A 3828-nucleotide genomic window follows, 5' to 3' on the forward strand; every position below is an offset into this window, starting at 1 on the left:
CAATGGCAATTGCTTCCGGCATCCGGCTACACCTCGCCTTTCGAAGATCTCGGCCAAAACCTGCGCACAATGCTGATGCCTGCCTTTGTTCTGGGAACAGGGCTTGCCGGGGTGTTGATGCGCCATACCCGGTCCGCCATGCTCGGCGTTTTGCGGTCCGATTACGTGAGAACCGCGCGAGCCAAGGGGCTTAACGAGAAGACGGTGATCCTACGGCATGCGCTGAAGAACGCGCTGGTTCCGATCATCACGCTGTCGACGCTGCTGTTTGGCGAACTTCTCGCAGGTGCGGTGCTGACAGAACAGATCTTCACCATTCCAGGCTTCGGCAAGCTGATCGTCGATGCCGTCTTCACCCGCGACTACGCGGTTGTACAAGGAGTGGTGCTCTGCACCGCTGTCGGTTTCATCTTGATGAACCTTATCGCCGACCTCCTCTACATCGTCGTCAACCCGCGCTTGAGGGATGCAGCATGAGCGCCGTCGCCTCAGTTCAAAAAAGCCCCTTCAGCCGTCAATTGTCGAAGTTCACCCGGAACAAGGCGGCAGTCGCGGGAGCCATTATTGTCGGCCTGTTCGTCCTGCTTGCGGTCTTTGCGCCGCTGATTGCACCTTACGATCCGTTTCAGACGAGCTTCACAACGATACGCAAGCCGCCTTCCGCCCAGTTCTGGCTGGGGACGGATGAGCTGGGCCGCGATATCTTCTCGCGCATGATTTTTGGCGCGCGGGCGTCCCTGATGGCCGGCGGCGTGTCGGTGGTAATTGCCGTCATCGTCGGCGTGCCGTTTGGGCTTTTGGCCGGATATTTCGGAGGCTGGATCGACAACATCATTTCGCGCCTGATCGACGCGATGCTGGCCATTCCCTTCCTGATCCTCGCCATTTCGCTGGCGGCGTTTCTGGGCGCCAGCCTGACCAACGCGATGATCGCCATCGGCCTGTCGGCAGCACCTATTTTCGCGCGCTTGACGAGAGGCCAGGTTCTATCGGTGAAGGCGGAGGAATATGTCGAGGCGGCACAGGTCATCGGCCTGCGGCACCCGCGCATCATTCTGCGCTACATCCTTCCCAACTCGATCCCTCCGATCATCGTGCAGGCGACGCTGACGATTGCCGCCGCCATCATCGCGGAGGCAAGCCTCTCCTTCCTGGGCCTCGGCCAACAGCCGCCAAACCCTTCCTGGGGTTCGATGCTGAACACGGCCAAGAATTTCATCTCGCAGGCGCCCTGGATGTCGCTATGGCCTGGGGCGGCGATCTTTCTCTCCGTTCTGGGCTTCAACCTTCTTGGCGACGGCCTGCGCGACGCAATCGATCCGCGCGAATACTAAAAACATCGACAGACAGCAGGAACGACAAGCATGTTTACGACCCGACCGGAAATCCTCGGCACTTTTGGCGTTGTGACGTCTACGCACTGGCTCGCTTCGGCCGCCGGCATGGCCATGCTGGAACGCGGCGGCAATGCCTTCGACGCTGCAGCAGCCGCCGGGTTCGTGCTGCAGGTGGTGGAGCCGCATCTGGTCGGCCCTTCCGGCGAAGTGCCGATCATCCTGCACTCGACACGCACGGGAAAGACCGAAGTGCTGTGTGGGCAGGGCGTTACGCCGCAATCCGCGACCATCGAAGCATACAAGACGCTTGGCCTCGAACTGGTGCCCGGCTCGGGCCTCCTCGCCGCAGTCGTGCCCGGTGCGTTTGATGCCTGGATGGTTCTTCTGCGCGATCATGGCTCGATGACGCTGCGCGAAATCATGGAGCCAGCAATCCACTACGCCCGCTACGGCCATCCGCTTCTGCCGCGCGTTGCCAATACCATCAAGGACAATGCCGAATTCTTCGCCAAGGAATGGCCCACGTCGTCTGCGACCTGGCTGCCGGGAGGCAACGCCCCCGAGGCAAAGAAGCTGTTTTGCAATCCTGTCCTTGCCGACACTTATCAGCGCATCGTCGACGAGGCGGAAGCAGCAGGCGGAAATCGCGAGGCAACGATCGAGAAGGCGCGCGACGCCTTCTATCGCGGTTTCGTTGCGGAGGCGATCGATCGCTTCTGCCGCGAGACCGAGGCGATGGACACCAGCGGACGCCGCCACAAAGGCCTCTTGACCGGCGACGATATGGCCCGATGGAGCGCTACCTACGAAACCCCACTGACCTACGACTACCATGGCTGGACTGTCGCCAAGACCGGACCGTGGGGCCAGGGGCCGGTGTTCTTGCAGACGCTGTCGCTGCTGAAAGAACTCGACATCGCCGCCATGAAGCCCGACGGCGCGGAGTTCATCCACACTGTTACGGAAGCCATGAAACTCGCTTTCGCCGATCGCGAGGTCTATTACGGCGATCCGGATTTCGTCGATGTGCCGATGAAAACGCTTCTGTCCGACGCCTATGCCGCTGAACGGCGGGCGCTGATCGGAAGCGGGGCGTCGATGGAGCTGCGACCCGGCACGGTGCCGGGTTACGAAGCCCAACTCAAGATGGCGATGTCGCAGGTTCGTTATGCTGGTGCCAGCGGCGATGTTGCGCCCGGCGCGGGCGAACCCACCATGGCACATCTGCGCACCGAAAAGCGGGGCGACACCGTTCATATCGATGTCATCGACAAATGGGGCAACATGATTTCGGCAACGCCTTCCGGCGGTTGGCTGCAATCGTCCCCAGTGGTCCCCGAACTCGGTTTTGCACTGAACACGCGTGCGCAGATGTTCTGGCTGGAGCCGGGTCTGCCGACCAGCATGGCGCCGCGCAAGCGCCCGCGCACCACGTTGACGCCCTCGCTGGCGCTTTACGAAGGCAAGCCGCGTATGGTGTTCGGAACGCCGGGCGGTGACCAACAGGACCAGTGGCAGCTGGCGCTGTTCCTGCGACGCGTGCATCACGGCCTGAACCTGCAGGAAGGCATCGACCTGCCACTGTTCCACACCATGCATTTCCCATCCTCCTTCTATCCACGCGAGGCGATACCGGGCCGCCTGGTCGTCGAGGAGAGTTTCGGTCAGGAAACGATCGGCGCGCTCAAGGCGCGCGGCCATGATGTCGAGGTCGTTCCTCAGTGGTCGGTCGGCCGTCTAACCGCCGCCGAGCGCGAACCAGACGGCATCCTGCGCGCCGCCGCCACGCCGCGCCTCATGCAGGCCTACGCAATCGGACGCTAAAGGCCAAGCCGCCCGAACACCCAGATCGGGCGGCCTCCAATTGAAAGCAGAAACATGTTTGGCATTCCACTTTTTGAGTTGTCCTGGCTGGTGGTCGGACTGCTGGCTGCCGGCGCAGTGACCGGGTTGCTTGCCGGCCTGTTTGGCGTCGGTGGCGGCGCTGTCGCCGTTCCTGTTCTTTATGAACTATTCCGCTTCATGGACGTGCCGGAAGAAGTGCGCATGCCGCTGTGCATCGGCACCTCGCTCGCCATCATTATCCCGACCTCCCTGCGTTCCTTCTACGCACACAAGGCCAGGGGAGCCGTCGACATGACGATCATCAGGAAATGGGCGGTTCCGGTCGTCATCGGCGTCGTTCTGGGCAGCCTCATTGCCCGCTATGCGCCTGCCGATCTTTTCAAGATCGTCTTTGTCGTGGTTGCAGGCGTCTCTGCTATTCGCCTTTTGTTCGGCAACGACAAATGGCGCATCGCTGACGATGTTCCAGCAGGCTGGATCATGCGCATCTACGGGCTCGTCATTGGCGTCCTGTCTTCGCTGATGGGTATTGGTGGGGGACAGTTATCCAACCTGTTCATGACGTTTTATGGCCGCCCGATCCACCAAGCCGTGGCGACCTCGTCGGGGCTCGGCATCTTGATCTCAATTCCCGGAACGATTGGCT

4 protein-coding genes are annotated in these 3828 nt (G+C 61.4%); all 4 read left to right on the plus strand.

Annotated features, from left to right (window positions below; all coding sequences use genetic code 11):
* The coding region (locus AC1DUU_RS25835; RefSeq protein ID WP_476786223.1) for an ABC transporter permease at positions 1-477 on the plus strand (477 nt) is incomplete at its 5' end.
* Positions 474-1334: an ABC transporter permease gene (locus AC1DUU_RS25840; protein ID WP_476786224.1), complete on the plus strand. Its 861-nt coding sequence runs from the start codon at positions 474-476 to the stop codon at positions 1332-1334. The genes AC1DUU_RS25835 and AC1DUU_RS25840, both read left to right, overlap by 4 nt.
* A 30-nt stretch (positions 1335-1364) precedes the next feature.
* A complete protein-coding gene (locus AC1DUU_RS25845; RefSeq protein WP_476786225.1) occupies positions 1365-3161 on the plus strand; it encodes a gamma-glutamyltransferase family protein in 1797 nt (598 codons plus the stop codon).
* A gap of 54 nt (positions 3162-3215) precedes the next feature.
* On the plus strand, positions 3216-3828 hold a 613-nt coding region (locus tag AC1DUU_RS25850), incomplete at its 3' end, for a sulfite exporter TauE/SafE family protein (protein ID WP_476786226.1).

This window comes from Aminobacter sp. P4_H6_2 (genome assembly GCF_056400805.1).

Bases quoted from the DNA above. Each gene is read 5' to 3' on its own strand.
- AC1DUU_RS25845 (WP_476786225.1), top strand. From the start codon at position 1,365: ATGTTTACGACCCGACCGGAAATCCTCGGCACTTTTGGCGTTGTGACG.
- AC1DUU_RS25840 (WP_476786224.1), top strand. From the start codon at position 474: ATGAGCGCCGTCGCCTCAGTTCAAAAAAGCCCCTTCAGCCGTCAATTG.